Source organism: Streptomyces sp. DT2A-34 (assembly GCF_030499515.1).
In the GTDB taxonomy this organism is placed as follows: Bacteria; Actinomycetota; Actinomycetes; order Streptomycetales; family Streptomycetaceae; genus Streptomyces.
Map to the genome: position 1 here is coordinate 5003013 of NZ_JASTWJ010000001.1, position 26045 is coordinate 5029057.

General features: G+C 68.4%; 28 protein-coding genes, 1 tRNA gene and 1 pseudogene. 20 read left to right on the forward strand and 10 right to left on the reverse strand.

The genetic code is table 11. The features are described from left to right. Nucleotides 1-50: 50 nt before the first annotated feature. From QQM39_RS22125 to QQM39_RS22175, 11 genes are all read left to right on the forward strand, one after another. Nucleotides 51-308, forward strand: coding sequence for a hypothetical protein (locus tag QQM39_RS22125; RefSeq protein ID WP_301999092.1), 258 nt, complete (start codon nt 51-53; stop codon nt 306-308). A gap of 5 nt (nt 309-313) precedes the next feature. Continuing rightward, the gene (locus QQM39_RS22130) at nt 314-496 is read left to right on the forward strand and encodes a hypothetical protein (RefSeq protein WP_301999094.1); all 183 of its coding nucleotides are present in this window, start codon (nt 314-316) and stop codon (nt 494-496) included. 78 nt (nt 497-574) lie between these two features. Next, nucleotides 575-1240 carry a DUF2637 domain-containing protein gene (locus QQM39_RS22135; RefSeq protein ID WP_301999096.1) on the forward strand — a complete coding sequence of 222 codons (666 nt, stop codon included), beginning with the start codon at nt 575-577 and terminating at the stop codon, nt 1238-1240. 21 nt (nt 1241-1261) lie between these two features. Beyond that, nucleotides 1262-1450: a mobile element transfer protein gene (locus QQM39_RS22140; protein ID WP_030067617.1), complete on the forward strand. Its 189-nt coding sequence runs from the start codon at nt 1262-1264 to the stop codon at nt 1448-1450. Nucleotides 1451-1462: 12 nt separating this feature from the next. Then, entirely contained in the window at nt 1463-1618 is a 156-nt protein-coding gene (locus QQM39_RS22145; RefSeq protein WP_301999100.1) for a hypothetical protein, read from the forward strand. A gap of 14 nt (nt 1619-1632) precedes the next feature. Further along, on the forward strand, nt 1633-1947 hold the full coding sequence (locus tag QQM39_RS22150; RefSeq protein ID WP_301999102.1) for a SpdD protein: 315 nt from the start codon (nt 1633-1635) through the stop codon (nt 1945-1947). Nucleotides 1948-2039: 92 nt separating this feature from the next. Continuing rightward, on the forward strand, nt 2040-2222 hold the full coding sequence (locus QQM39_RS22155; protein ID WP_302003678.1) for a hypothetical protein: 183 nt from the start codon (nt 2040-2042) through the stop codon (nt 2220-2222). Between the two features lie 5 nt (nt 2223-2227). Then, nucleotides 2228-2416, forward strand: coding sequence for a hypothetical protein (locus QQM39_RS22160; RefSeq protein ID WP_301999104.1), 189 nt, complete (start codon nt 2228-2230; stop codon nt 2414-2416). A 4-nt stretch (nt 2417-2420) separates the two neighbouring features. Continuing rightward, entirely contained in the window at nt 2421-3812 is a 1392-nt protein-coding gene (gene repSA, locus QQM39_RS22165; RefSeq protein ID WP_301999106.1) for a replication initiator protein RepSA, read from the forward strand. Continuing rightward, nucleotides 3809-3997 carry a helix-turn-helix domain-containing protein gene (locus QQM39_RS22170; protein ID WP_067000369.1) on the forward strand — a complete coding sequence of 63 codons (189 nt, stop codon included), beginning with the start codon at nt 3809-3811 and terminating at the stop codon, nt 3995-3997. The genes repSA and QQM39_RS22170 overlap by 4 nt, the downstream gene beginning before the upstream one ends. Continuing rightward, nucleotides 3997-5154: a site-specific integrase gene (locus tag QQM39_RS22175; RefSeq protein ID WP_301999111.1), complete on the forward strand. Its 1158-nt coding sequence runs from the start codon at nt 3997-3999 to the stop codon at nt 5152-5154. Before QQM39_RS22170 ends, QQM39_RS22175 begins: the two co-directional genes overlap by 1 nt. Before the next feature lie 68 nt (nt 5155-5222). On the opposite strand, the gene QQM39_RS22180 is transcribed toward QQM39_RS22175, so the two are convergent. From QQM39_RS22180 to dnaA, 9 genes are all read right to left on the reverse strand, one after another. Beyond that, nucleotides 5223-5299: transfer RNA gene (locus QQM39_RS22180), tRNA-Ile, on the reverse strand. Between the two features lie 146 nt (nt 5300-5445). After that, nucleotides 5446-6267: a DUF3566 domain-containing protein gene (locus tag QQM39_RS22185; RefSeq protein ID WP_301999113.1), complete on the reverse strand. Its 822-nt coding sequence runs from the start codon at nt 6265-6267 to the stop codon at nt 5446-5448. Nucleotides 6268-6285: 18 nt separating this feature from the next. Next, a complete protein-coding gene (gene gyrA / locus QQM39_RS22190; RefSeq protein WP_301999114.1) occupies nt 6286-8874 on the reverse strand; it encodes a DNA gyrase subunit A in 2589 nt (862 codons plus the stop codon). Between the two features lie 42 nt (nt 8875-8916). Beyond that, the gene (gene gyrB / locus QQM39_RS22195; protein ID WP_301999116.1) at nt 8917-10977 is read right to left on the reverse strand and encodes a DNA topoisomerase (ATP-hydrolyzing) subunit B; all 2061 of its coding nucleotides are present in this window, start codon (nt 10975-10977) and stop codon (nt 8917-8919) included. 526 nt (nt 10978-11503) lie between these two features. Beyond that, nucleotides 11504-12055 carry a DUF721 domain-containing protein gene (locus QQM39_RS22200; protein WP_301999118.1) on the reverse strand — a complete coding sequence of 184 codons (552 nt, stop codon included), beginning with the start codon at nt 12053-12055 and terminating at the stop codon, nt 11504-11506. Continuing rightward, complete coding sequence (recF, locus tag QQM39_RS22205; protein ID WP_301999120.1) at nt 12052-13173, reverse strand: DNA replication/repair protein RecF; 1122 nt, start codon at nt 13171-13173, stop codon at nt 12052-12054. Before recF ends, QQM39_RS22200 begins: the two co-directional genes overlap by 4 nt. Before the next feature lie 176 nt (nt 13174-13349). Continuing rightward, nucleotides 13350-14225 carry a phosphogluconate dehydrogenase (NAD(+)-dependent, decarboxylating) gene (gene gnd, locus QQM39_RS22210; RefSeq protein ID WP_301999123.1) on the reverse strand — a complete coding sequence of 292 codons (876 nt, stop codon included), beginning with the start codon at nt 14223-14225 and terminating at the stop codon, nt 13350-13352. Between the two features lie 207 nt (nt 14226-14432). Next, nucleotides 14433-15563 (reverse strand): DNA polymerase III subunit beta, encoded by a 1131-nt coding sequence (gene dnaN / locus QQM39_RS22215; protein WP_302003680.1) that lies wholly within the window; start codon nt 15561-15563, stop codon nt 14433-14435. A gap of 858 nt (nt 15564-16421) precedes the next feature. Further along, a complete protein-coding gene (dnaA, locus tag QQM39_RS22220; protein ID WP_301999125.1) occupies nt 16422-18314 on the reverse strand; it encodes a chromosomal replication initiator protein DnaA in 1893 nt (630 codons plus the stop codon). 385 nt (nt 18315-18699) lie between these two features. Between dnaA and rpmH the strand changes: the two genes are divergently transcribed. The 9 genes and pseudogenes from rpmH to QQM39_RS22265 all read left to right on the forward strand — a co-directional run bounded on the left by rpmH (nt 18700) and on the right by QQM39_RS22265 (nt 25638). Beyond that, nucleotides 18700-18837: a 50S ribosomal protein L34 gene (gene rpmH / locus QQM39_RS22225; RefSeq protein ID WP_003956500.1), complete on the forward strand. Its 138-nt coding sequence runs from the start codon at nt 18700-18702 to the stop codon at nt 18835-18837. Between the two features lie 21 nt (nt 18838-18858). Further along, nucleotides 18859-19229, forward strand: a pseudogene (gene rnpA, locus QQM39_RS22230) (ribonuclease P protein component). Then, nucleotides 19226-19579 (forward strand): membrane protein insertion efficiency factor YidD, encoded by a 354-nt coding sequence (yidD, locus tag QQM39_RS22235; RefSeq protein WP_301999126.1) that lies wholly within the window; start codon nt 19226-19228, stop codon nt 19577-19579. Before rnpA ends, yidD begins: the two are co-directional and overlap by 4 nt. A 3-nt stretch (nt 19580-19582) precedes the next feature. Beyond that, nucleotides 19583-20866 carry a membrane protein insertase YidC gene (gene yidC / locus QQM39_RS22240; RefSeq protein ID WP_301999128.1) on the forward strand — a complete coding sequence of 428 codons (1284 nt, stop codon included), beginning with the start codon at nt 19583-19585 and terminating at the stop codon, nt 20864-20866. 15 nt (nt 20867-20881) lie between these two features. Further along, on the forward strand, nt 20882-21394 hold the full coding sequence (locus tag QQM39_RS22245) for a R3H domain-containing nucleic acid-binding protein (RefSeq protein ID WP_301999130.1): 513 nt from the start codon (nt 20882-20884) through the stop codon (nt 21392-21394). A 122-nt stretch (nt 21395-21516) separates the two neighbouring features. Further along, nucleotides 21517-22233, forward strand: coding sequence for a 16S rRNA (guanine(527)-N(7))-methyltransferase RsmG (gene rsmG, locus QQM39_RS22250; protein WP_301999133.1), 717 nt, complete (start codon nt 21517-21519; stop codon nt 22231-22233). 298 nt (nt 22234-22531) lie between these two features. Next, a complete protein-coding gene (locus QQM39_RS22255) occupies nt 22532-23605 on the forward strand; it encodes a ParA family protein (RefSeq protein ID WP_302003681.1) in 1074 nt (357 codons plus the stop codon). Beyond that, nucleotides 23602-24699, forward strand: a complete 1098-nt coding sequence (locus tag QQM39_RS22260; protein ID WP_301999135.1) for a ParB/RepB/Spo0J family partition protein — start codon at nt 23602-23604, stop codon at nt 24697-24699. Before QQM39_RS22255 ends, QQM39_RS22260 begins: the two co-directional genes overlap by 4 nt. Nucleotides 24700-25020: 321 nt before the next feature. Next, on the forward strand, nt 25021-25638 hold the full coding sequence (locus QQM39_RS22265) for a GNAT family N-acetyltransferase (protein WP_062145546.1): 618 nt from the start codon (nt 25021-25023) through the stop codon (nt 25636-25638). Between the two features lie 69 nt (nt 25639-25707). Here QQM39_RS22265 and trxA read toward each other — a convergent pair whose 3' ends face one another. After that, nucleotides 25708-26040 (reverse strand): thioredoxin, encoded by a 333-nt coding sequence (gene trxA / locus QQM39_RS22270; protein WP_062707865.1) that lies wholly within the window; start codon nt 26038-26040, stop codon nt 25708-25710. Between the last annotated feature and the right edge of the window lie 5 nt (nt 26041-26045).

The window sequence follows — 26045 nt, forward strand, 5'->3', positions numbered from 1 at the left end:
CGCGCCAGGTCCCTACCCGAGCCATGCCCGAACGCAGGGAGGTACGCACGATGTCCGCCTCTATGTCCTTCCACGGGGAGCCCTCCACCTGGGTCCACGTTCACGACTACGGCACCGTCCACCCGCCCATCCTGGCCCTCGACGGAGACGGCTACCACCTGACCATCTCGGTCTTCGAGAGCCGCTCGCCCGCCGACCACAAGGCGTTCGCCGAGAGCCTCGCCCGGACGGTGACCGGCTACCTCGCGGCCGTGGACCGCTGGGCCGCCGCGCAGAGTGCCGACACCGCGACCACGCAGGACGGGTGATCGCCGTGGCCGCACGGAAGACCCCCGCCCCGGTGACCGCCGACCCGGAGCCCGCGAAGTGCCCGACGTGCCACGGCTCCGGGGAGGTCTCCCGAACCGTCCGCGTCGGCCGCAAGCGCCGCACCGTCGGCCGGCAGACCGGCCTGTGCCTGGCCTGCCTCGGGTCCGGCGAAGCCCCCACCGACTGAACCCCCGCCGGGGCTGGGCCGCCCAGACACCGTTCCCCGCCCGCCCCTGGCCCGACTCCCTGAAGGGAGGTGCCCCGCATGTCCCGACCGATCCGCCCGGATGCCGTACTCGTACAGGCTGTCATCGCCGGCGCGCTGTCCTTCGCCCACCTGCACGACTTGGCCGAAGCCGCCGGACAGACCGGCTGGAAGGCCTGGGCCTACCCGGTCTCGGTCGACCTGCTGTTGGTCGCCGCCTGGCGTCGGCTGCGCACGGCTCGCCGCGACCGGTCCGCCTGGACCTGGTTCGTGATCGCCCTGTTCGCCTCGCTCGGCGCGAACATCGCCACCGCCGGACTCCTCGACCTGGCCCACGTGCCCGCGTGGCTGTGCATCCTCGTCGCCGGCTGGCCCGCCCTGGCCTTCCTCGGCGGAACCCTCCTGGTCCACTCGCCCACCGACGCGGCCACTCCTCCACAGCCTGTGGAAGAGGTGACCGCGCCGGAAGTCGAGATGCACCGCACCGACGAACCCGCACCCGAACCGGCCCCCGCTGCGACCGTGCCGGAGCTGACCCCCGCACCGCCCAAGCCCGCGCCCGGCGCCCCCGCTGTTCCGGTCGCGCTGCTCGACCACGCGCGGAAGATCGCCGACGCCCACCAGGCCTCCACCGGGTCCCCGATGCCCGCCGACGCCCTGTCCGCCCGGCTCCAACTGCCCGCCCCGATGGCCGACGCCATCGCCGCTGAACTCCAACTCACCTGACCAGGAAGGGAGAAACCGCCCGTGACCGCCTACCGCCGCTTCCGCAACGTGATCCGCATCGGCCCTGTGCAGGTCGCCACGTCCTATGACGGCCGTGGCCGCGACAAGCACACCGCCGCCTGCACCGCCCCCGGCTGCGGCTTCGCCGCCGACTACGACACCCGCGCCGGCGCCGAACTCGCCGCCCGCACCCACCGCTGCAAGGCCTGACAGGAGATCGCCATGGACGTACCGCTTTGGCTCGCCCTGCTCATCGTCGGATGGCTCGGCGTCAAGCTCGCCCGCCCGCCGTGGTGGCTGGTCGCCGTGCTCCTGGTCGGCGGCTACCTCGTCGCCGGAAGCTTCCTCGCCCCCGCCCTCGGCACCGTCCTCAAGTAGAAGGGATCACCCTCGTGTTCACGCCGAAGTACCCGCCTCAGGACACCGCACCGCCCGCCACGGCCACCGCCCCGACCGCCTACACCCCGGCGCCCATCCAGCCGTCGGCCCCGGCGCCGGTCCCGGTCGCCCCGGCCTCGAACCGGCCCACCGTCCAGCTCACTCCCGGTAGTGCGCTCGCCCTCGCCGCCGGCGGCGGCGCCGTGGTCCTCGTCGTCGGCGCGGTCCTGGTCTCGCTCCTACTCGCGGTCGCCATCACCGGCATGTCCGTGGCCGTGGTCGCGGTCGTCCTCCGCTCGCTGCTCAAGGACCTCGACAAGCACCGCTAACGGCCCCCGGGGCGGCTCTCTCGCCAAAGAACCGCCGCCCCGGACGCCTGCACCTCTTCCAGATCCATCGGACCCGAAAGGGAAGCCTCATGATGCCCCAGCACGCCCAGAACACGCGCGTCTGCCGCGACTGCGACGGCTTCGCCACCGCCGCCATCACCACCGGCACCCGCCACGCCGACGGCACCCGCGCCACCCTCCGCGTCACCTGCCCGACCTGCAAGGGCACCGGTCACACCGCCCCCGCCTCCGCCCTCGCCCGCGCCGGGCGGTGACCGCCGTGGCTGACCTCACCCCGACCCCGGACCGCCCCGGCCTGCACGTCAGCAAGCCGTCCCCGTCCGCCCCCGCCACCGCATCGGCCGTCTGCCACTGCGGTGCAAGCGCCACCGCTAAGGGTGACGCCCAGGTCAAGGCGCTGGTCGACGGCTACACCGCCAACCACGGCCCTGCCCACGGCAGGAGGTGACACCTTGACTGATACCGCCACCATGGCGGGCCTGGACCCGGCCACCCTCGCTGACGTGCTGAGGCTGGCCGGGTCTTCGGACCTCGACCGCATCCAAGAACAGATCCGCCGTACCGGCGGCTGCTCCGACCCGATCCACCTGCAAGGCTCCACCGTCACCCGCGACGCTGCCACGGGCTACGTGCTGCACTCCTACTCGACCGACACCGAACCGGGCGGACGGCTCCGTATCGCCTGCGGTAACCGCCGTGCCTCGCGCTGCCCGTCCTGCGCCTGGACGTACGCCGGCGACACCTACCACCTGATCCGCGCCGGCCTCGTCGGCGACCCCGACAAGGGCACCCCGCACACCATCCGGGATCACCCCCGCGTCTTCGCCACGCTCACCGCGCCCTCGTTCGGCCGCGTTCACAACCGCCCCGGCAACCGCCCGTGCGCCTGCGGCACCCGCCACGCTGAGGACGCACCCGAACTCGGCACGCCACTCGACCCGGACACGTACGACTACGCGGGCGCGGTGCTGTGGAACAACCATGCCTCCGACCTGTGGCGCTACTTCACGATCTACCTGCGCCGCGAGATCGCCCGCCGGGCCGGCCTCACGCAGAAGGACGCCCACGAACAGTCCCGTGTGTCCTTCGGCAAGGTCGCCGAGTACCAGAAGCGCGGTGCCGTGCACTTCCATGCCGTGGTCCGCTTCGACGGTCCCGACGGGCCCGACAGTCCGCCGCCGGCCTGGGCAACCCTCGACCTGCTCACCGACGCTATCCGCGCCGCCGCCGGCCGCGTCGCTGTCGACGTACCGCCCGCGGGAGACCAGCCCGCCCGCACCCTGCACTGGGGCACACAGCTCGATGTCCAGCCGATCGGCGCCTTCGGCCACGGCGAAGAGATCACCGAACAGGCCGTCGCCTCCTACGTGGCCAAGTACGCCACCAAGGCCGCCGAAACGACCGGCACCGTGGATCGCCGCATCGGCAACAAAGAGGCCCTGGCGTTGCTCGGCGTACCCGACCACCCTGCCCGGCTCATCGCCGCGTGCCTCGACCTGCACGCCCTCTACCCGGACCGAAAGCTTCGGGACTGGGCTCACATGCTCGGCTTCCGGGGCCACTTCTCCACCAAGTCCCGCCGCTACTCCACCACCCTCGGCGCCCTCCGCCAGACCCGCGCCGACTACCGCGCCGCCCAGCAACGCGCCGCCCTCGGCCTGCCGGACCCCGACGACGAAGAGGCCACCACGCTCACCCTCGCCCACTGGGCCTACGCCGGCCACGGCCACACTCCCGGCGAATCCTGGCTAGCCGCCAACGTCCGCCGCGACATCCAGCACAACCGCGAAACCGCCCGCGAGGAACTACCCGCCCTGCTCGACCTGGAAGGAGCTGCCGCATGACCACCGCCGCCCCCGAGTTGCTGACTGTGCCGGAGGTCATGGCGAGTCTCAAGGTCGGCCGGACCAAGGTCTACGACCTGATCCGCACTCACCGCCTGGTCTCGATCAAAGTCGACGGCTGCCGTCGTATCCCGGCTGACTCGGTCGGGGACTTCATCCGCGGGCAGATCGAGAGGGGTGCCTGATGACCAAGAGGCGCCCCAACGGCGGCGGCACGATCTCAAAGCGAGCGGACGGCCGATACATGGGCCGCGCGTACGTCACCAACACGGACGGCAACCGCGTCCGCAAGACCGTGTACGGCGCCACATGGGACGAAGCCAACGAGAAGCTCGGCAAGCTTCAAGACCAGGAACGCAACGGCGTACCGGTGCCCTCCCGCTCCTGGACGCTCGGCGAGTGGCTGGCGTACTGGCTTGAGCACATCGTTGAGCCGGACTCCGAGCACAACACGTACGTCAAGTACGAGTCCAAGGTGAGGCTGTATCTGCTGCCGCACCTCGGTAAGAAGCCGCTGGTCAAGCTCACCCCCGCCCAGATCCGTACGTTCATGGCCGGCCTGAAGCGCGAAAAGGTCGGGGCGTCCACTCGCTTCGAGGTGCTCCGCGTCCTCCGCAACGCGCTCAACCGAGCCATCCGAGAGGAGATCCTGACGCGCAACGTCGCTCTCCTGGTCGACATGCCCAAGGTCAGCAAGGACAAGGGCACGGCATGGAATGCACGTGAAGCGATCACGTTCCTCCGCGCGACTCGTTCCCACCGCCTCTACGCGGCCTGCGTGCTCGTCCTGGTGCTTGGTCTCCGCCGGAGTGAGGTGCTGGGCCTGCGCTGGCAGGATGTCGACTTCGAGGCGAGGCAGTTCACGCCGGTCAAGCAGGTGCAGCGCGTGAAGGGCGTCGGCCTGGTCCTCAAAGACCTCAAGACCGAGTCGTCACAGGCCGTGCTTCCCCTGCCGGAGTTCTGCGCCCGCGCCCTGGAAGAGCGTCGGGAGCTGCAAGAGCTGGAACAGAAGATCGCCGGTGAGCACTGGTCACAGGAGCCGGACCATGACCTGATCTTCTCCTCGGAGCATGGCGGCATGATCGACCCGGTGGGCTTCTCCCGCACCTTTGATCGCCTCGTCAAGCGCGCCGGCGTCCGCCGCATCACGGTGCGGCTCGCCCGGCACACCTGCGGGACCCTGCTCGCCTTCCTGAAGGTGCACCCCAAGGTGGCTCAGGCGATCCTCCGGCACAGCCAGATCAGCATGACCATGGACGTGTACACGCACGTCGTCGGCGACAGTGAGCGTGAAGCGGTCGGCATGCTCGCGGAGCTGCTGGAAGATCCGCTCATCGGCTGACCGCCGCTGTTGGTGTCAACTGATGGTGTCAAAAGACCCCCGGACCGATGATCCGGGGGTCTTTTCGCTGGTGGGGCTAACAGGATTTGAACCTGTGGCCTCATCCTTATCAGGGATGCGCTCTAACCAACTGAGCTATAGCCCCGCCGCGCTCTGCGGTGTGTGTCCCGCGCGCTGACTCTTGAAGATTAGCGCACGACATGGGCAGTCCCAAAATCGGTTGTCGGGGGACCGTCAGGAGAGGTTTGAAACCGTCTCCGGGCGGCAACCGTCATCCGGCCTCGGTCACCCTCACTCGTCCTCCGCGAGCGTCAGCTCGACGCCGCCTACGAAGCCGGCGGAGAGGTTGTAGATGAACGCGCCGAGCGTCGCCAGCGCCGTCGCGAGGACGACGTCGATGACCGCGATGATCGACGTGAACATCAGCACGTGCGGCAGCGACAGGAAGGACTGCAGGTCGAAGCCGTTCGACTCGTTCGAGCCGGTCGCCTCGGAGATCGTGCCGCCCACCGTCGAGAAGACGCCCATCGCGTCCATGACCATCCAGAGCACCGCGGACGCGACGATGGTGCAGATGCCCAGCGCGATGGAGAGCAGGAAACTGACCTTCATCACCGACCACGGGTCGGCCTTGGCCACGCGCAGGCGCGCCTTGCGGGTGCGGGGCGTCGTACTCGCCCCCGTGCGCGGCCGGCGTGCCGTGCTCGCCGGAGCGGGCGTCTGGTAGGCCTGCGGCGGGTGGTACGGCCCGGAGGGCTGCTGCGTCTGCCGTTCCCCCGGCAGCGGCGACGCCGGCGGCGCGGAGGCCGCCTGCTGCGCCCCTGTGGGCGCGGGTTGCGGCTGCGGCTGCGGCTGGGCGCCCGGAGCAGCCGAGCCCGCGCCGGCCGCGTACTGCTGGGGCTGCGAGCCTCGGGTGTCCGACACGGTTCCCCCCTGGGATCCAGGTGCGTCCGGCGAGGGCGAGTCCTTCGCCGGCGACTTGATCGCCTTCAGCTGGGTCGTGTGCGTGTCCGCCGCACGCGCGGCGGAGCCACGGCCGCCGCCGTCCGTGTCCTTGCCGGCCGTAGAACCGGTCGAGGTACCGGACGATCCGGCGCCCGTGGCTCCGCTCACGATGACTCTCTCCTCGTGCTACTCGGCCGAGGGTGCCTCACCCTCGTCCATGCCGGTGGTCGCGACACCCTCGGCGGTCTCGTCGACGGCCACATCGCCGTCGACCTCCTCCGCCTCGCGTCCCGCCTCGGCGTTACGAGCGATACCGACCACGGCATCGCGCTTGCCCAGGTTGATCAGTTGGACGCCCATGGTGTCACGGCCCGTCTCCCTGACCTCGTTGACTCGCGTACGAATCACACCGCCGCCCAGCGTGATGGCGAGGATCTCGTCGGTCTCCTCGACCACCAGCGCCCCGACGAGCGAGCCGCGGTCCTCCACGATCTTGGCGGCCTTGATACCGAGGCCGCCGCGGCCCTGGACGCGGTACTCGTCGACAGGGGTCCGCTTCGCGTACCCACCGTCGGTGGCAGTGAACACGAACGTACCGGTTCGAACAACATTCATCGAGAGCAGCTCGTCTCCCTCGCGGAAGCTCATGCCCTTGACACCGGAGGTGGCACGGCCCATGGGGCGCAGCGACTCGTCGGTGGCGGTGAACCTGATAGACTGTGCCTTTTTGCTGATCAGAAGCAGATCGTCGTCGGGCGAGACGAGCTCGGCGCCGATCAGTTCGTCGTCGGAACCGTCCTCGCGCTCACGCAAGTTGATCGCGATCACGCCGCCGGAGCGGGGCGAATCGTAATCCTTCAGCGGCGTCTTCTTCACAAGTCCGGCCTTCGTGGCGAGCACCAGGTACGGCGCCGCCTCGTAGTCGCGGATCGCGAGGATCTCGGCGATCGCCTCGTCCGGCTGGAAGGCCAGCAGGTTGGCGACGTGCTGGCCGCGCGCCTCACGTCCGGCGTCCGGCAGTTCGTACGCCTTCGCCCGGTACACGCGGCCCTTGTTGGTGAAGAACAGCAGCCAGTGGTGCGTGGTCGAGACGAAGAAGTGGTCGACGATGTCGTCTTCCTTCAGCTTCGTGCCGCGTACACCCTTGCCGCCGCGCTTCTGCGCGCGGTAGTCGACGGTCTTGGTGCGCTTGACGTAGCCGCCGCGCGAGACCGTGACGACGATGTCCTCCTCGGCGATCAGGTCCTCGATGGACATGTCGCCGTCGTAGGGCACCAGCATGGTCTTGCGGTCGTCGCCGTACTTCTCGACGATCGCGGCGAGTTCCGCGCTGACGATGCCGCGCTGGCGGACCGGCGAGGCGAGGATCTCGTTGTACTCGGTGATCTTCGCCTGGAGTTCGTCGTGCTCCTGGACGATCTTCTGGCGCTCCAGGGCGGCCAGTCGGCGCAGCTGCATCTCGAGGATGGCGTTGGCCTGGATCTCGTCGATCTCCAGGAGGTCCATCAGGCCCGTGCGCGCGATGTCGACGGTGTCGCTGCGCCGGATCAGCGCGATGACCTCGTCGATGGCGTCCAGGGCCTTCAGCAGGCCGCGCAGGATGTGCGCCCGCTCCTCGGCCTTGCGCAGGCGGAAGCGCGTACGGCGGACGATGACCTCGATCTGGTGCGTCACCCAGTGGCGGATGAACGCGTCCAGGGAGAGGGTGCGCGGGACGCCGTCGACGAGCGCCAGCATGTTGGCGCCGAAGTTCGTCTGCAGGTCCGTGTGCTTGTAGAGGTTGTTCAGGACGACCTTGGCGACGCCGTCGCGCTTCAGCACGATGACCAGGCGCTGGCCGGTGCGGGACGACGTCTCGTCGCGGACGTCCGCGATGCCGCCGATCTTGCCGTCCTTCACCAGGTCGGCGATCTTCTGCGCGAGGTTGTCGGGGTTGACCTGGTAGGGCAGCTCGGTGACCACCAGGCACTGGCGGTTCTGGATCTCCTCGACCTCGACGACCGCGCGCATGGTGATCGAACCGCGGCCGGTGCGGTACGCCTCTTCGATGCCCTTGCGGCCCACCACCAGGGCGCCGGTCGGGAAGTCGGGGCCCTTGATGCGCTCCATGAGCGCGTCCAGGAGCTCCTCGTGCGAGACCTCGGGGTTCTCCAGGTACCACTGGGCGCCGGCCGCGACCTCGCGCAGGTTGTGCGGCGGGATGTTGGTCGCCATGCCGACCGCGATACCGGCCGAACCGTTGATCAGCAGGTTCGGGAAGCGGGCCGGCAGGACGGTCGGCTCCTGGGAGCGGCCGTCGTAGTTGTCCGTGAAGTCGACGGTCTCCTCGTCGATGTCACGGACCATCTCCATCGACAGCGGCGCCATCTTGCACTCGGTGTAGCGCATCGCCGCCGCCGGGTCGTTGCCCGGGGAGCCGAAGTTGCCGTTGGAGTCCACCAGCGGCATCCGCATCGACCACGGCTGGGCGAGGCGGACCAGCGCGTCGTAGATCGAACTGTCGCCGTGCGGGTGGTAGTTGCCCATGACGTCGCCGACCACGCGGGCGCACTTGTAGAAGCCGCGCTCGGGGCGGTAGCCGCCGTCGTACATCGCGTACAGCACGCGGCGGTGGACGGGCTTGAGGCCGTCGCGGACGTCGGGCAGCGCACGCGAGACGATGACGGACATCGCGTAGTCGAGGTACGAGCGCTGCATCTCCGTCTCGAGCCCGACGGGCTCGACACGCAGGGTCTGTCCCTCGTCAGGAGTGACGGGAGTGTTCTCGTCGGTCATTGCTGGTGAAGGTCCTTCCTGGTGCGGTCAGCTGAGACCGACTCAGATGTCGAGGAAGCGGACGTCCTTGGCGTTGCGCTGGATGAACTGGCGGCGGGCCTCGACGTCCTCGCCCATCAGGACCGAGAACAGGTCGTCGGCCTGGGCGGCGTCGTCGAGGGTGACCTGGCCGAGGACGCGGTGCTCCTGGTCCATCGTGGTCACGCGCAGCTCCTCGGCGTTCATCTCGCCGAGACCCTTGAAGCGCTGGATGGAGTCCTCGCGGACACGCTTGCCGCGCTGACGGCCCATCTCCAGCAGCGCGTCACGCTCACGGTCCGAGTACGCGTACTCGATGTCGTCCCGGCCCCACTTGATCTTGTACAGCGGGGGGCGGGAGAGGTACACGTGCCCGGCCTCGACCAGCGGCCGCATGAAGCGGAACAGGAAGGTCAGCAGCAGTGTGCTGATGTGCTGGCCGTCGACGTCGGCGTCCGCCATCAGGATGATCTTGTGATAGCGGAGCTTCTCGATGTCGAAGTCCTCGTGCACGCCCGTGCCGAAGGCGGAGATCAGCGCCTGGATCTCCTGGTTCTGCAGGATCTTGTCGATCCGCGCCTTCTCGACGTTGAGGATCTTGCCTCGGATCGGGAGGATCGCCTGGTACTCCGGGTTGCGGCCGGACTTGGCCGAGCCGCCGGCGGAGTCACCCTCGACGATGAAGATCTCGCACTTGGTGGGGTCGTTCGACTGGCAGTCGGAGAGCTTGCCCGGCAGGGACGCCGTCTCCAGCAGGCCCTTACGACGCGTCAGGTCACGGGCTTTGCGGGCCGCCACGCGCGCGGTGGCCGCCTGGATGCCCTTGCGGATGATGTCCGCCGCCTCGTTCGGGTTGCGGTCCAGCCAGTCCGCGAGGTGCTCGTAGACGACCTTCTGCACGAAGGTCTTGACCTCCGTGTTGCCCAACTTGGTCTTCGTCTGGCCCTCGAACTGCGGCTCGCTCAGCTTCACCGAGATGATCGCGGTCAGACCCTCGCGGATGTCGTCACCCGTGAGGTTGTCGTCCTTCTCGCGCAGCAGCTTCTTGTCGCGCGCGTACTTGTTGATCAGCGAGGTCATCGCGGCGCGGAAGCCCTCTTCGTGCGTACCGCCCTCGTGGGTGTGGATGATGTTGGCGAAGGAGTACACACCCTCGGTGTAGCCGCCGTTCCACTGCATGGCGACCTCGAGGGACAGGTGCTTGTCCTTGTCCTCGGCCTCAAGGTCGATCACGGTGGGGTGCACCACTTCTCCCTTGCGGGAGTTGAGGTACTTCACGAAGTCGACGATGCCGCCCTCGTAGTGGTACGAGACGTGCTTGACCTCGTGCTTCTCGTCCTCGCCCGCCTCGTCCGCACCGGCCGTGGCCTTCGCCGACTCACGCTCGTCGGTGAGGTTGATCCGCAGACCCTTGTTGAGGAACGCCATCTCCTGGAAGCGCCGCGAGAGCGTCTCGAAGGAGTAGTCGGTGGTCTCGAAGATGTCCGGGTCGGCCCAGAAGGTGACCGAGGTGCCGTGCTCCTCCGTGGCCTCGTGCTTGGCGAGCGGGGCGGTCGGGACGCCCAGCTTGTAGTCCTGCGTCCACCGGTAGCCGTCGGTCTTGACCTCGACGGCGACCTTCGTCGACAGGGCGTTCACCACGGAGACGCCGACGCCGTGCAGACCGCCGGAGACCGCGTAGCCGCCGCCGCCGAACTTGCCGCCCGCGTGCAGGACGGTCAGCACGACCTCGACGGCCGGCTTGCCCTCGGACGGCACGATGCCCACCGGGATGCCGCGGCCGTTGTCGACGACCCGGACGCCGCCGTCGGCCAGGATCGTCACGTCGATGGTGTCCGCGTGGCCGGCCAGCGCCTCGTCGACGGAGTTGTCGACGACCTCCTGCACCAGGTGGTGGAGTCCGCGCTCACCGGTCGAGCCGATGTACATGCCGGGTCGCTTGCGGACCGCGTCCAGACCCTCGAGGACGGTGATGGCGCTGGCGTCGTACGAGGCGGTGACCTCGCCGTTCGACGGGGTCACCGCGCCGTTGGCGCCGGCGTCGGTGGACGGGATGTTCTCGTTGGGGTTGCCGGAATCGGCCACGAAGCGCCCTTTCTGGCACAGCACGAGCCAGGCTCGTCGGCGGGTTGCCGGAGCGGCTGCGGCATGTTGCGTTGGTAAGCCTTGATCAGCGTTGCTCAGCTTTTCCCGGACGGTCCCCACGATTGGGGCGGGATTGGCCTCCAGTCTACCGGTTGCGCCGACAGTGATGGGGGTTTGCCGGTACCTGAGTCCGCATGTGGCGCCCTGAACCCGGCTCGGCCGACTCCCGATATACGGATGGGGGCTCCAAGAGGCTCAGGGAGGCACTCAGCGCTTCCGGCCGTCAACCCTTGGCTACTTCGGAGTCAGGTCGTGATTCGCAACCGCGTGCGGTTGTACGACGAGGGGGTCGCCGACCGTACGCCGGGACCGCCGACGACCACTGATGTGATGTCCATCACCTGTGGAAAACGGGGCCGGTGGGACTGCTGTGACGGCGGCTCCGCAGCCCGGATCACGGCGACTCGGACGCCGCCGCTCGCCCCTCGCACCGACGTCGGACACACGCGCGTGCGGGCCGATCCGATCAGCCGTAGGTGTCGCCGGGGCCGGTGCTGCCGGGCGCGCGCAGGGGGCCGTAACGGCGTGCGGGGCCGCCGGGGCCGTTCACCTTGATCTGCCGCACCGCGCCGTGGCCGAGGTCCTCATTGAGGCGGGCGACCAGCATCGGGGTGAGCAGCCGCAGATTCGTCGCCCAGGCCGTCGAGTCGCAGCGCACGATCAGAACCCGCTCGTCCTCGTCGTACTTCTCCGGCACACAGTGCTTGGCGACGTCCTCGCCGACGATCTGCGGCCAACGGCCCATCACACCGCCCACCGCCGCCGGGGTCTCCCAACCCCGCTCGGTGATCAAGCGGTTAATGGCAGCGCCGAGCGCCAAGGGGTCGCGGCCGTCCGCCCGCGCGCCGGAGCGCAGGCCTCCGCGCCGGGCCTGCTTCTTCTGCCGCGCCGCGTCCCCACGCGCGCGTGCCTGCTCCTTGGCCGCCCGCAGCGCCACGCGCGCGAGGTCGACGCCGGAAGGTTCGGGCGCCTTCTTGGGGGCGTTCTCGGACGGGTTCTCGGACGGCTTCTCGCTCATACGCGCTCCACTGTCCCCTCCGCCACGGCATACCGCGCCCCCGCCAGCACATGCGGTACGTCGTCGTCGACCGCGGCGGTCACCAGGACCTGCTCACCGGGCGCGACCAGCTCGGCCAGGCGCTCGCGGCGCCGGCTGTCCAGCTCGGCGAAGACGTCGTCCAGGACCAGCACCGGTTCGTTTCCTTCGGCCCTGAGCAGGTCGTACGAGGCCAGACGGAGCGCCAGCGCGTAGGACCAGGACTCGCCGTGCGAGGCGTATCCCTTGGCGGGCAGCTGACCGAGTTTGAGAACCAAATCGTCCCGATGAGGGCCTACGAGGGTGACACCGCGCTCGATCTCCTGCTTGCGGGCGTCGGCGAGCGCCGCCATCAGCTGCTCGAAGAGGTCGTCCCGCGTGTGCGCCTCGCCGGGAGCCGACGGCTTGTACTCCAGGGCGACAGGGCCGCCGCCAGGGGCCAGTTGCTCGTACGCCTTGTCGGCCAGCGGCTGGATCGTCGCGATCAGGTCCAGGCGCTGGGCGAGCAACTCGGCGCCCGCGCGCGCGAGGTGCTGGTCCCAGACGTCGAGGGTGGACAGGTCCATCGTGCGGCCGCCGTGCCGACGGGCCAGCGCGGCCGTCTTGAGGAGGGTGTTGCGCTGTTTGAGGACCCGCTCGTAGTCGGAGCGGACGCCCGCCATGCGCGGGGAGCGGGCGGTGATCAGCTCGTCTAGGAAACGGCGCCGCTCGCCGGGGTCGCCCTTGATCAGGGCGAGGTCCTCCGGGGCGAACAGGACGGTCCGCACGATGCCGAGCACGTCACGGGGTCTGACCTGCGAAGACCTGTTGATGCGGGCCCGGTTGGCCTTGCCCGGGTTCAGCTCCAGCTCGACCAGCTGCTGCCGCTCGCCCTGTTTGACCTGGGCCCGGATGATCGCGCGGTCGGCACCCATACGGACGAGGGGGGCGTCGGAGGCGACGCGATGGCTGCCGAGGGTCGCGAGATAGCCGACGGCCTCGACGAGGTTCGTCTTGCCCTGGCCGTTGGGCCCCACGAAGGCGGTGACGCCCGGGTCGAGCGGGACTTCGACCCGGGCGTACGAGCGGAAGTCGGCCAGCGACAGATGCGTGACGTGCATGGTCGTTCGCCGACCTCCCCCAACGTGTGCTTCAACTTTCCCCAGTTGTGGACAACCGGGTCACTCCTGAAGGTGCCAGGGTGCCATCCCCAGGGTGTGGATTACTTCTTCTCGTTTCCGACGGCCGTTTCCGACTGTTGTTCTCGACGGCCGTTTCCAGCGGTCGTTCTCGACGGCTACTTCGTCTCGACCGCGTGGCCGCCGAACTGGTTCCGCAGCGCGGCGATCATCTTCATCTGCGGGGAGTCGTCCTGGCGGGACGCGAACCGCGCGAACAGCGACGCGGTGATCGCCGGCAGCGGCACCGCGTGGTCGATGGCGGCTTCCACAGTCCAGCGTCCCTCACCGGAGTCCTGTGCATAACCCCTGAGCTTGTCCAGGTGCTCGTCCTCGTCGAGGGCGTTCACCGCGAGGTCCAGCAGCCAGGAACGGATGACCGTGCCCTCCTGCCAGGATCGGAAGACCTCCCGGACGTCGGTCACGGAGTCGACCTTCTCCAGCAGCTCCCAGCCCTCGGCGTAGGCCTGCATCATCGCGTACTCGATGCCGTTGTGGACCATCTTCGCGAAGTGCCCCGCGCCCACCTTGCCGGCGTGCACCGAGCCGACGTCACCCTCGGGCTTGAGGGCGTCGAAGATCGGCTGCACCTTGGCGACGTTCTCCGCGTCGCCGCCGTACATCAGCGCGTAGCCGTTCTCCAGGCCCCAGACGCCGCCGGAGACGCCGCAGTCGACGAAGCCGATGCCCTTGGCCGCCAGCTCCTCGGCGTGCCGCTCGTCGTCCGTCCAGCGGGAGTTCCCGCCGTCCACCACGACGTCACCGGGCTCCAGCAGCTCGGCGAGCTCGTCGATCGTCGACTGGGTCGGGGCACCGGCCGGGACCATCACCCAGACCACCCGCGGGCCCGAGAGCTTGCCCACAAGCTCTTCCAGGCTGTGGACATCCGCGAGGTCCGCGTTGCGGTCGTATCCGACGACGGTGTGGCCGGCGCGGCGGATCCGCTCGCGCATGTTGCCGCCCATCTTGCCGAGGCCGACGAGACCGAGCTCCATCAGTTGTGTTCCTTAGGTCGCTGTGTGGCGTGCGGGGCGCCCTCGCACCCCTGGGGCACCTTCGTACCCGCGTCCGAGCCTAAACCCGGACGTCCGCGCACAGCTGTGGGCATACGCGCTCATACGTACGCCCTCACCTGCGGTTCCCCCCACAGGCCGGGGATACTTCTCCACCGGCCTGTGGACAACTCACGGCGAGCGGGACGCTCAGCCGCTCAGCCGCACCGGCATGATCAGGTACTTGTAGGCCTCGTCCGCCTCCGCGTCCACCGCCGGCTTGCCGCTCAGCAGCGCGGGCTTCGTGGACGTCGTGAAGGACAGCTGGGCGACCGGGGAATCGATGGCGCTCAGGCCGTCCAGCAGGAACGTCGGGTTGAAGGCGATCGAGATGTCGTCGCCCTCCAGCTGGGCGTCGACCCTTTCCACAGCCTGTGCGTCGTCGCTGGAGCCGGCCTCCAGGATGAGCACGCCCTGCTCGAAGCTCAGCCGCACCGGGGTGTTGCGCTCGGCGACCAGGGCCACGCGCTTGACGGCCTCCACGAAGGGGGCCGTCTCGATCACGGCGACGCTGTTGAACTCCGTCGGGAACAGCGTGCGGTACTTCGGGAGGTCACCCTCCAGGAGGCGGGTCGTCGTACGACGCCCGGCGCCTTCGAAACCGATCAGGCCCTCGCCCGCACCCGAGCCCGACAGCGCCAGCGTGACACTGTCGCCGCTGGTGAGCGCCTTGGCGGTGTCCAGGAGCGTCTTGGCCGGGACCAGGGCGACGGCCGAGGCCTCCGGGTTCTCCGGCTTCCACAGGAACTCGCGGACCGCGAAGCGGTAGCGGTCGGTGGACGCCAGCGTCACCGTGTCGCCCTCGATCTCGATCCGCACACCGGTGAGAACGGGCAGCGTGTCGTCACGGCCGGCCGCGATGGCGACCTGGGCGGCCGCGGACGCGAAGACCTCGCCGGGCACGGTGCCCGTGGCGTTCGGCATCTGCGGCAGTGCCGGGTACTCCTCCACAGGCAGGGTGTGGAGTGTGAACCGCGAGGAGCCGCAGACCACGGTCGCCCGTACACCGTCTGTGGAAATCTCCACCGGCCGGTTGGGGAGAGCGCGGCAGATGTCGGCGAGCAGGCGGCCGGAGACCAGGACCGTGCCCTCCTCCTCGACCTCGGTCTCCACCGACACACGCGCGGAGACCTCGTAGTCGAAGCTGGACAGGCTCAGCTGGCCGTCCTCGGCCTTGAGCAGGAGGCCGGCGAGGACAGGCGCCGGCGGACGGGCCGGGAGGCTGCGCGCCGCCCAGGCCACGGCCTCCGCGAGTACGTCGCGTTCCACCCGGATCTTCACTGTTGCCGCCTCCTGCTGTTGCCGGCGCTTCTCGGCCTGCCTGGCTTCGTCGTCTGTCTCGGTGTCGTCGGCCCCAGTGAGGGGAAGGACACCGGGACCAGTCTGACGCACCCCACTGACAGTAGGTGCCTCTCGGGGTCAAGTCGTGACGAGGGGCAGCCAGGAGCCGGACAGCGAGTTGTGCACAGGGCCCACTTCGAAACGGATTCCCAGCTCTCTCTAGTTGGGAGTAGTAGTAGGGCCTGTGGAAACCGTGGATAACCTTGTTTTCGCAGGTCAGGCAGGAAATTTTGTCCACGGACCCTGTGGGCGGAGGCGGTGGACAACTGGGCGTCTCTGTGGAGAACGGAAAGTTCTGCACACGCCGTGCACAGGATGGGGCGACTTCTCCCCAGTGCCGTCCCCAGCTTTACCCACCTTTCCCACAGCCCAACCAGGCAACTTCATGTGACGCCTTTCACTCGACACGGTGAGGAGGCGCGTCGCGTTGCCGAACAGTGGACAGCGATGTGGAGAAGCTGGGGATCACTGGGGACAACTGTCCTCAGCCTGTGGGTTGTCGGTGGACAACTTCATGCACAGCTTGTGGATCACCGCGCTGTCCACAGTCTGTGGAGATCCTTCGTCCACCAATCCACAGGCGGCTGACCTCGCTGGATGGTCTCTCGGCAGAGGGGGCTGTGGACACACTCTGGACAACTTCCCAGTCCCCAGGATGTGGACGGGAAAAAGTCACCGAATCTGTGGAGAGAGGCCGTAACGCGGCAGGTAATCGAACAGCGGGTGGCCGCGGGACGAAGAAGGGCGCCCCCGGGAACTCGTCCCGGGGGCGCCCTCGGCGTCGTGGCTCTGTCTCTGTCAGCCGTTCTTGATGCGGTTGGTCAGCTCGGTGACCTGGTTGTAGATGGAGCGTCGCTCGGCCATCAGGTTGCGGATCTTGCGGTCGGCGTGCATCACCGTGGTGTGGTCGCGGCCGCCGAACAGTGCGCCGATCTTCGGCAGCGACAGGTCCGTCAGCTCGCGGCACAGGTACATGGCGATCTGGCGGGCCGTGACGAGCTGGCGGCCGCGCGAGCTGCCGCACAGGTCCTCGACCGTGAGGCCGAAGTAGTCGGCGGTCGCCCCCATGATGGCCGTCGAGGTGATCTCCGGCGTCGCGTCGTCGCCGCCGGGGATCAGGTCCTTGAGGACGATCTCGGTGAGGCCCAGGTCCACCGGCTGCCGGTTGAGCGAGGCGAACGCCGTCACCCGGATCAGCGCGCCCTCCAGCTCGCGGATGTTGCGCGAGATGCGGGAGGCGATGAACTCCAGAACCTCCGGCGGGGCGTTGAGCTGCTCCTGGACCGCCTTCTTGCGGAGGATCGCGATCCGTGTCTCCAGCTCGGGCGGCTGGACGTCGGTGATCAGACCCCACTCGAAACGGTTCCGCAGCCGGTCCTCCAGCGTGACCAGCTGCTTGGGCGGCCGGTCGCTGGAGAGCACGATCTGCTTGTTGGCGTTGTGGAGCGTGTTGAAGGTGTGGAAGAACTCCTCCTGCGTCGACTCCTTGTCCGCGAGGAACTGGATGTCGTCGACGAGCAGGATGTCCATCTCGCGGTAGCGCTTGCGGAAGCTGTCGCCCTTGCCGTCGCGGATGGAGTTGATGAACTCGTTGGTGAACTCCTCCGAGCTCACGTACCGCACGCGGGTGCCGGGGTACAGGCTGCGCGCGTAGTGCCCGATCGCGTGCAGCAGGTGGGTCTTGCCCAGGCCCGACTCCCCGTAGATGAAGAGGGGGTTGTAGGCCTTCGCGGGAGCCTCGGCGACGGCGACGGCGGCCGCGTGCGCGAAGCGGTTGGAGGCGCCGATGACGAACGTGTCGAAGAGGTACTTCGGGTTCAGGCGCGCGGTCGGTTCGCCGGGCCCGGGTGCCGGCGCGGGCTGTGCGGCCAGGGGGCCGGGGGCGCCGGTGGTGGGCAGGTTCGCGCCTACGGGGCCGCCGCGGTGCACATGGCCGGAGCCGCGGGGCGGCTCGGGCAGGTCGCGACGGCCGTCACGGTCGTAGTCGCCGCGCGGCTGGTCGTAGTCGGGCCGCTGCTGCTCGTAGTCGGGGCGGTGTCCGTCGTACGACGGCCGCTCCATGGGCTGCGGGCGGTAGTCCTGGGAGGGCGGGCCGTAGGAGTCCTGTGCGTACGAGTCCTGTGCGTAGGAGTCCTGCGACGGCGATGCGTACGGGTCCCGCTCCGGGAAGCCGAGCCGTTGCTGCTGCCAGCCGTACTCGTCCTGTGTCGGGCGCGGCCAGCTGCCGGGGTTGGGTTCGGGGCGCTGGTACTCGCTCGGGTAGGCCGGGCGGGCGGTCGGCAGGGGGTCGTTGGAGCCGCCGGACCGGTGGTCGTCGGCGCGGTGGCGGCCGTAGCCGTCGTACGAGGGCAGCTCCGGCTCCTCGTAGCGGGACTGGGGTGGTGTGGGGGGCGCCGGCGGGGCCGGGGGTTCGCCGGCGGAGTCGTCGACGGTGATCGCGATGCGGATGGGGCGGCCGCATTCGCGGCTCAGGGTCTCGCTGACGATCGGGGCCAGACGGCCCTCCAGTACGCCCTTCGCGAACTCGTTCGGTACGGCGAGCAGAGCGGTGTCGGCGACCAGCGCGAGCGGCTGGCAGCGCCGGATCCAGTGCTCGTCCTTCACCTCGACACCCTGTCCGCGGCCCTCACCGAGGAGCTGCTCCAGTACTCGTGGCCACACTGCGGCAAGATCGGCAGGTACGTCAGCCACAGGGCACGCTCTCTCACGGGTCCCACGAACGTGTGATTGTGGGACGGGTCGGGATTCAAATCGGGTGGAGCCCGAATCAAGGGGACAAGGGAACGAATCGGAGTTCAGCCACGGTAGTCAGGGCGGCGGCTGCGGTTCAAGTTGTTGTCCCCAGCCTGTGGATAGTGTCTCCTGGTGACCGCTGGTTTGACCGGATGGCGCAGCCGCGCGTACCGTAACCAGGTCGAGTTGTCGATGGCTGCTGCCGCCTGCCTCCGATGGGCACAGATCGCGTTTCGGTGATCGGGAAGCGGTGCACTCGGGCGTTACTGCGAGCTACTCGTGGGCGCACGGTGACAGCCAGGACGGCACCCCGCAACTACCGATTTATTTCTGGAGCCCCCGAGTGAGCAAGCGCACCTTCCAGCCGAACAACCGTCGTCGCGCGAAGACCCACGGCTTCCGGCTGCGTATGCGCACCCGTGCCGGCCGCGCGATTCTCGCGTCCCGCCGTAGCAAGGGTCGCGCCCGTCTGTCCGCCTGATCCCGGTCAGGTCATGACGTCGTGCTGCCCACCGAGAACCGGCTGAGGCGGCGCGAGGACTTCGCGACCGCGGTACGACGAGGACGCCGAGCAGGACGCCAGCACCTCGTCGTCCACCTTCGTAGCGGTGCCACGGACCCGCACGCGCCTGGGGAGAGCGCTCCCCGACGCGTGCGGGTTTCGTCGTGAGCAAGGCAGTGGGCGGCGCGGTGGTGCGGAACAAGGTGAAGCGCAGGCTTCGTCATCTGATGCGCGACCGAGTCGACCAGTTGCCCCCCGGTAGCCTGGTAGTCGTACGAGCGCTGCCCGGTGCGGGTGACGCCGACCATGCACAGCTGGCCCAAGACCTGGATGCCGCTCTGCAGCGGCTGCTGGGAGGGGGCGCGCGATGAAGTACCCGCTGCTGGCTCTGATCAAGCTGTACCAGTGGACGATCAGTCCGCTGCTCGGGCCGGTGTGCAAGTACTACCCGTCGTGCTCTCACTACGGCTATACCGCCATCGACCGGCACGGTGCGATCAAGGGCACGGCGCTCACCGCCTGGCGCATCCTGCGGTGCAATCCGTGGTCGCTGGGCGGGGTGGACCATGTCCCGCCCCGCAAGCGTCCTCGGTGGCACGAGTTGCTGCGCAACGCTTGGCGCGCACGCAAGGGCGGGCACTCCGCCGCCGAAACGGCCACCGAAGGGAAAGTCCCTCCGAGCCCGGCCGCAGAGACCCCGTCCCATGTCCAAGGAGCATGATTAGTGGACACGATTGCCAGCCTCTTCAGCTTCATCACGACACCCGTTTCCTGGGTCATCGTCCAGTTCCACAAGGTGTACGGCGCTCTCTTCGGCGATGACACCGGGTGGGCCTGGGGCCTGTCCATCGTGTCCCTGGTGATTCTGATCCGTATCTGCCTGATTCCGCTCTTCGTGAAGCAGATCAAGGCGACCCGGGCCATGCAGACGCTCCAGCCTGAGATGAAGAAGATCCAGGAGCGCTACAAGAACGACAAGCAGCGTCAGTCCGAAGAGATGATGAAGCTGTACAAGGAGACGGGCACCAACCCGCTCTCCTCGTGCCTTCCCATCCTGGCGCAGTCGCCGTTCTTCTTCGCCCTGTACCACGTGCTCAACAGCATCGCGAACAACGACACCATCGGTGTCATCAACCAGAGCCTGTTGCAGAGCGCGCAGAAGGCGCACATCTTCGGGGCCCCGCTGGCTGCGAAGTTCACCGACAGCTCCTCGGACGTCGCGGCGCTCGAAGCCTCGCTGACCACGGTCCGCATCGTCACCGCGGTCATGATCATCCTGATGTCGGCGTCGCAGTTCTACACGCAGCGCCAGCTGATGACGAAGAACGTCGACACCACGGTGAAGACGCCGTTCATGCAGCAGCAGAAGATGCTGATGTACGTCTTCCCCATCATGTTCGCCGTCTTCGGTATCAACTTCCCCGTCGGTGTTCTCGTCTACTGGCTGACCACCAACGTGTGGACCATGGGCCAGCAGATGTACGTCATCCACAACAACCCGACCCCGGGTTCCAAGGCTCAGGCCGCGTACCTGGAGCGGCTGACCAAGCATGTCACGCACCACGGCAAGACCCGCGGCCGTGGCGAGCGCGCCATCGTCAAGGCCATCGTGGCCAAGGGCCGCGACCGCAACGAGTTCGAGCGCAAGTTCATCAATGGCCTGAGCAAGGCCGGTCTCGCGGCGCAGGCCGACGGCACCGTGGTGAAGAGCGAGGGTGCTGTTGCCACCGTGACCGAGGACGGTACGCCGACCGCTGCTGCTGCCCCCAAGCGTCAGCAGCCGAAGCGGCAGAGCAAGTCTCAGCGTCAGGGTGGCGGTCCGAAGCAGGCTGGTGAGCCGACGTCGCTGGAGAAGTCCGACGAGCCCGAGGACGCCAAGCCCGAGGACGCCAAGCCCGAGGGCGCCAAGAAGGCCGCGCAGAAGGCCGGCGGCGGCACCCGCAGCAAGGCCCAGTCCGGGCAGCGCAAGGGCGGCCCGCAGCGTCCCAAGTCCCCGTCCAAGAAGTAAGAAGGAGCCCATCCCGTGACGGAAGGCACCACCTCCGCCGCTGCCGAGGGTGTAGACACCCTGACCCGCCTGGAGCAGGAGGGTGAGATCGCGGCGGACTACCTCGAGGGTCTGCTCGACATCGCCGATCTCGACGGCGACATCGACATGGACGTCGAGGCCGACCGCGCCGCTGTCTCGATCATCAGCGACGCGGGCGGCCGAGACCTGCAGAAGCTGGTGGGGCGTGACGGCGAGGTGCTGGAGGCGCTGCAGGAACTCACGCGTCTGGCCGTGCACCGGGAGACCGGGGACCGCAGTCGGCTCATGCTGGACATCGCGGGCTACCGGGCTCAGAAGCGTGCCGAGCTGTCCGAGCTCGGTGCCAAGGCCGCCGCCGAGGTCAAGAGCTCCGGTGAGCCCGTGAAGCTGAAGCCGATGACGCCGTTCGAGCGCAAGGTCGTGCACGACGCGGTCAAGGCCGTGGGCCTGCGCAGCGAGTCCGAGGGCGAGGAGCCGCAGCGGTTCGTCGTCGTGCTTCCCGCCTGATCGGCCCGTACGTTCCCCCGGCCCCGTCTGCCCGCAGGCGGGGCCGAACTTTGTCAGCCTGATAGTTCTGGTGGTTCTGGTGGCCGGCGCCCGGGCGTCGGCGGTACGGAAGGACGGTCCCCGTGACGGAGGCAGCGGAGCTTCCCCCTGCTCCTGAGCAGGCGCGTGCGGTGTTCGGCGATCGCTACGCTGATGCGGTCCGCTACGCCGAACTGCTCGCCGAGGCGGGTGTGCAGCGCGGCCTGATCGGCCCGCGTGAGGTGCCCCGCTTGTGGGAGCGGCATCTGCTGAACTGCGCGGTGCTCTCCGAGGTGGTTCCCGAGGGCGTGACGGTGTGCGATGTCGGCTCGGGCGCCGGACTGCCCGGCATTCCCCTGGCGCTTGTCCGGGAGGACCTGAAGATCACGCTCCTGGAGCCCCTGCTGCGCCGTACGAACTTCCTGACGGAGGTCGTGGAGCTGCTGGGGCTGGACCATGTGACGGTCGTCCGTGGTCGTGCCGAAGAGGTCATGGGGAAGCTGACGCCGGTGCATGTCGTCACCGCACGTGCGGTGGCACCACTGGACCGGCTGGCCACCTGGGGCATCCCGCTGCTGCGTCCCTACGGTGAGATGCTCGCCCTCAAGGGCGACACGGCGGAAGAGGAGCTGAAGAGCGCGGCGACGGCTCTGAGCAAGCTGGGCGCGGTCGAGACGTCGATCCTCCATGTCGGGGAGGGCGTGGTGGACCCGATGTCCACGGTCGTGCGCGTCGAGGTCGGGGAGAGCCCGGGCGGTGTGCGCTTCGCTGCGAAGAGGGCGAAGGCGGCCAGGACGGGTCGCGCTCGTCGGCGACGCTGATCCGTCCTGACGACGAGACGTACTCCACACAAGCTGGCAAACCTACGCACGCCGGAGTGTCGCGACAGTTCGGCCACTGCTGCTGTGCATCGTGTTTCACGTGAAACGTCGCTCACTGCTGCACGGCATCATCAGTCGCGGCCGCGCTGCGGCCGAACCCCGCGACCGAAAGCCCCTCGGATCCCTTAGAGAAGGTGCCTCCGATGACGCTCCGTCCCCCTTGAGGGGCACGGAGTTGTCCACAGAGGTGGATTTCTCCACAGAACAACAGGCCTCACTGGTTCGCGACCCCGAAGACATGGGAGGCTCTGTTCATTGCGAGCCTGAAGTCGAGGAGAGTGAATCCTTGCGGTCCGACGCCAACATCGCGGGACCGATGACCGATCCGGTCCCCGGTCCCCGTACCGAGTCGATGGGGGAGGATGTTTCACGTGAAACACCGCCCCCGATGGACGACACTCCCATCGGTCGTGCTGCCCAACTGGCGGTGGAGGCTCTAGGCCGCGCCGGCGAGGGCCTGCCACGGCCCGAGCAGACCCGCGTGATGGTGGTCGCCAACCAGAAGGGGGGCGTGGGCAAGACGACAACGACCGTCAACCTTGCCGCGTCACTGGCCCTGCATGGCGCCCGTGTGCTGGTCATCGACCTTGACCCGCAGGGCAACGCGTCCACGGCCCTGGGGATCGATCATCACGCCGAAGTGCCTTCCATCTACGACGTGTTGGTCGAGAGCAGGCCGCTCGCGGAAGTCGTCCAGCCGGTCCCCGACGTCGAGGGACTCTTCTGCGCCCCCGCCACGATCGATCTCGCCGGTGCGGAGATCGAGCTGGTGTCCCTGGTGGCACGCGAGAGCCGACTGCAGCGGGCCATCCAGGCCTACGAGCAGCCGCTGGACTACATCCTCATCGACTGCCCGCCCTCGCTCGGTCTGCTGACGGTCAATGCGTTGGTGGCCGGGCAGGAGGTCCTGATCCCGATCCAGTGCGAGTACTACGCGCTGGAGGGCCTCGGCCAGCTGCTGCGCAACGTCGACCTGGTGCGGGGGCACCTCAACCCCGCCCTGCACGTCTCGACGATCCTGCTGACCATGTACGACGGCCGGACCCGGCTCGCGTCCCAGGTCGCGGACGAGGTGCGCAACCACTTCGGCGAAGAGGTGCTGCGGACGAGCATTCCCCGCTCGGTCCGTATCTCCGAGGCGCCGAGCTATGGACAGACGGTGCTGACCTACGATCCAGGATCGAGCGGTGCCCTGTCCTATCTTGAGGCGGCACGAGAAATCGCGCTGAGGGGTGTCGGCGTCAGTTACGACCCGACGCACGCCCATATCGGCGCCCAGAGCAACCCGAGCATGGTGGAGGGGATCCAGTGAGCGAGCGACGGAGGGGTTTGGGTCGTGGCCTCGGCGCACTGATCCCTGCTGCACCGACGGAGAAGACGGTGGCCCCGGCCGCAGTGGGGGGCGCTGCTTCCGCGTCTCCGGCCGCTGTCCCGGTGCTGACCGACCGCGGGGTGGCCGCGGCGAAGGTGGCCACACTGCCGCCTGTTTCACGTGAAACCGAGGAGCCGTCGCCGAACGGCGCCGTGGAGACGCCCGCACCTCCCATGGGCGCCCACTTCGCGGAGATCCCCCTCGATGCGATCAAGCCGAACCCGCGGCAGCCGCGTGAGGTCTTCGACGATGACGCCCTGCAGGAACTCGTCACCTCCATCCAGGAGGTCGGTCTCCTCCAGCCGATCGTCGTGCGGCAGATCGGCCCCGCACAGTACGAGCTCATCATGGGCGAGCGGCGCTGGCGGGCCTGCCGTGAGGCCGGTCTTGATGCGATCCCTGCGATCGTGCGGGCCACGGACGACGAGAAGCTCCTCCTGGATGCGCTCCTGGAGAACCTGCACCGCGCTCAGCTGAATCCGATCGAAGAGGCGGCCGCCTACGATCAGCTGCTGAAGGACTTCAACTGCACGCACGACCAGCTGGCGGACCGCATCGGCCGTTCCCGTCCGCAGGTCTCCAACACCCTGCGCCTGTTGAAGCTCTCGCCCAAGGTGCAGAACCGGGTCGCCGCCGGGGTGCTCTCCGCCGGCCACGCGAGGGCGCTCCTCTCCGTCGAGGATCCGGAGGAGCAGGAGCGGCTCGCGTACCGGGTGGTGGCCGAGGGGCTTTCGGTCCGGTCCGTCGAGGAGATCGTGACCCTGATGGGCTCCCGCCCGCAGAAGACCCAGCGTTCCAGGGGGCCGAGGGCCGGCTCTGTTCCTTCCCCGGCGCTGTCTGATCTCGCGACCCGCCTCTCGGACCGCTTCGAGACTCGGGTGAAGGTCGAACTGGGCCAGAAGAAGGGCAAGATCACCGTCGAGTTCGCCTCTCCGGAGGACCTCGAGAGGATTCTCAGCACGCTCGCTCCGGGCGAGAGGCTGGCTCTGCAGAAGAGTCTCCTGGACGATGACGCGGAGGAGACTGAAGCCTGAGGCCGGCAGGCCGGTTTTGCTTCCCGGCTTACCCACGCGGGCCGTGTCCGGTGTGTACCGGAACACGGCCCGCTCTTTGCTTTCTGACGGTATCGATGGAATCGCATCATGGATACGATGCGTTCGGGTATGGCGCATCCACCTGGCAGACCTCTTAGGGGAGGCGGGGTCCATGCGAACGGTGAGCCGCACCGGACTGGTGAGCGCGGGCCTTGGGCTGCTGGGCGTAGTCGGCGGGTTCGTCGGCAGCCTGCTCAGGGAACGAAGCGCCCTGACAGCCGCTCGCGACGCCGCGGGCGAAGGAAGCGAGGAACAGCCTTCATGGGGCGTCGGCTCGTACCGCTCACGCTGGACAACCTTCAGGACCTTCCCAAGCGCTGCCGGGCGTGTGTCTTCTGGGAGTTGGACCCGGTCAGTGGTGAAGCCGCGGTAAAAGCCGGCACTGCAGCCCTGGAGAAGGAAGCCTGGATCTCCGCCGTCCTGCTGGACTGGGGCTCCTGCGGTCGGGTCGTCTACGTCGACGACGTACCGGTCGGCTTCGTGCTGTACGCCCCACCTGCTTACGTCCCCCGCTCGACGGCCTTCCCCACGAGCCCTGTCTCACCGGACGCGGTGCAGTTGATGACCGCATTCATCATGCCGGGCTATCAGGGGCAGGGACTGGGTCGCGTGATGGTCCAGACGGTCGCCAAGGATCTGCTGCGGCGGGGCTTCAAGGCGATCGAGGCCTTCGGAGATGCGCGCTGGAAAGAGCCTGCGTGTGTTCTGCCTGCGGACCATCTGTTGGCCGTGGGATTCAAGACGGTTCGCCCTCACCCGACCTCGCCGCGCTTGCGGTTGGAGCTGCGGACGACGCTGTCCTGGAAGGAAGACGTGGAGATGGCGATCGACCGTCTTTTGGGAGCGGTGCAGAAGGAACCGGCGCTGAGGCCGCTGTAGAGCGAGCTGCCTCTTAAAGCGAATGGGCCAACCCCCTCGGGTTGGCCCATTCGTGTTTCACGTGAAACGTCACTCGGCGATGAAGTCCTCGAGGTCGCGGACGATCGCGGCCTTCGGCTTGGCGCCGACGATGGTCTTGGCGACCTCGCCGTTGTGGTAGACGTTCAGCGTCGGGATGGACATGACGCCGTACTTGGCGGCCGTACCCGGGTTCTCGTCGATGTTCAGCTTGACGATCTCGATCTTGTCACCGTACTCGGCGGCGATCGCCTCGAGGGACGGCGCGATCTGGCGGCACGGCCCGCACCAGGCGGCCCAGAAGTCCACCAGGACGGGCTTGTCGCTCTTGAGGACGTCCTGCTCGAAGGAGTCGTCGGTCACGTTCTTCAGGGTGCCGGCCACGGCGG

Excerpts from the sequence above, each read along its gene's own strand:
- QQM39_RS22125 (WP_301999092.1), top strand. The coding sequence starts at position 51 with ATGTCCGCCTCTATGTCCTTCCACGGGGAGCCCTCCACCTGGGTCCAC.
- gnd (WP_301999123.1), bottom strand. The coding sequence starts at position 14,225 with ATGGAGCTCGGTCTCGTCGGCCTCGGCAAGATGGGCGGCAACATGCGC.
- QQM39_RS22175 (WP_301999111.1), top strand. The coding sequence starts at position 3,997 with ATGACCAAGAGGCGCCCCAACGGCGGCGGCACGATCTCAAAGCGAGCG.
- QQM39_RS22170 (WP_067000369.1), top strand. The coding sequence starts at position 3,809 with ATGACCACCGCCGCCCCCGAGTTGCTGACTGTGCCGGAGGTCATGGCG.
- QQM39_RS22135 (WP_301999096.1), top strand. The coding sequence starts at position 575 with ATGTCCCGACCGATCCGCCCGGATGCCGTACTCGTACAGGCTGTCATC.
- recF (WP_301999120.1), bottom strand. The coding sequence starts at position 13,173 with ATGCACGTCACGCATCTGTCGCTGGCCGACTTCCGCTCGTACGCCCGG.
- QQM39_RS22155 (WP_302003678.1), top strand. The coding sequence starts at position 2,040 with ATGCCCCAGCACGCCCAGAACACGCGCGTCTGCCGCGACTGCGACGGC.
- QQM39_RS22145 (WP_301999100.1), top strand. The coding sequence starts at position 1,463 with ATGGACGTACCGCTTTGGCTCGCCCTGCTCATCGTCGGATGGCTCGGC.
- QQM39_RS22265 (WP_062145546.1), top strand. The coding sequence starts at position 25,021 with ATGGGGCGTCGGCTCGTACCGCTCACGCTGGACAACCTTCAGGACCTT.
- yidD (WP_301999126.1), top strand. The coding sequence starts at position 19,226 with ATGAAGTACCCGCTGCTGGCTCTGATCAAGCTGTACCAGTGGACGATC.
- gyrA (WP_301999114.1), bottom strand. The coding sequence starts at position 8,874 with ATGACCGACGAGAACACTCCCGTCACTCCTGACGAGGGACAGACCCTG.
- QQM39_RS22255 (WP_302003681.1), top strand. The coding sequence starts at position 22,532 with ATGGGAGGCTCTGTTCATTGCGAGCCTGAAGTCGAGGAGAGTGAATCC.
- QQM39_RS22200 (WP_301999118.1), bottom strand. The coding sequence starts at position 12,055 with ATGAGCGAGAAGCCGTCCGAGAACCCGTCCGAGAACGCCCCCAAGAAG.